This window comes from Corynebacterium sp. HMSC063G05 (genome assembly GCF_001810555.1).
GTDB lineage: Bacteria > Actinomycetota > Actinomycetes > Mycobacteriales > Mycobacteriaceae > Corynebacterium > Corynebacterium jeikeium_D.
This window is the reverse complement of record NZ_KV801838.1, coordinates 1-926: the sequence shown is the minus strand read 5'-3', so window position 1 is coordinate 926 and position 926 is coordinate 1. Positions and strand designations below refer to the sequence as shown.

Sequence of the window (926 nt, the reverse complement as noted above, 5' to 3'; positions counted from 1 at the left end):
GGCGCGTGTTCAGGTGGGTTAGTATCCCTGATTCACCATGGGCGCGGACACACGGGTACGGGAATATCAACCCGTTATCCATCGACTACGCCTGTCGGCCTCGCCTTAGGTCCCGACTCACCCTGGGAGGATTAACCTGGCCCAGGAACCCTTAGTCATTCGGCGGAGGAGTTTTCCACTCCTCATTCGCTACTCATGCCTGCATTCTCACTCGCGCACACTCCACACTAGGGTTACCCCAGCGCTTCACAGCAGTCACGCGACGCTCCCCTACCCAACCACCAAAAGGTGATTGCCGCGGCTTCGGCGGTGTACTTGAGCCCCACTACATTGTCGGCGCAGAACCACTCGACCAGTGAGCTATTACGCACTCTTTCAAGGATGGCTGCTTCTAAGCCAACCTCCTGGTTGTCTTCGCGATCCCACATCCTTTTCCACTTAGCACACCCTTAGGGGCCTTAGCCGGCGATCTGGGCTGTTTCCCTCTCGACTACGAAGCTTATCCCCCGCAGTCTCACTGCCGTGCTCTGACCTCACCGGCATTCGGAGTTTGGCTGATGTCGCTAAGATGATAGTCCCGCTAAACCAACCAGTAGCTCTACCTCCAGGAGGAAACACACGACGCTGCACCTAAATGCATTTCGGGGAGAACCAGCTATCACGGAGTTTGATTGGCCTTTCACCCCTACCCACAACTCATCCCCTCAGTTTTCAACCTAAGTGGGTTCGCGCCTCCACAGAGTCTTACCTCTGCTTCACACTGGCCATGGGTAGATCACCCCGCTTCGGGTCCAGGACATGCCACTGACAACACACTAGTTAGTATTCGCTTTCGCTACGACTACCCCACCAAACGGGTTAACCTCGCGACATGCCGCTGACTCGCAGGCTCATTCTTCAAAAGGCACGCCATCACCCCACAAAAA

1 rRNA gene is annotated in these 926 nt (G+C 55.8%); it reads right to left on the bottom strand.

From position 1 onward, the window contains the following. Positions 1 to 926, bottom strand: a 23S ribosomal RNA gene (locus HMPREF2751_RS01425); the annotation flags it as partial.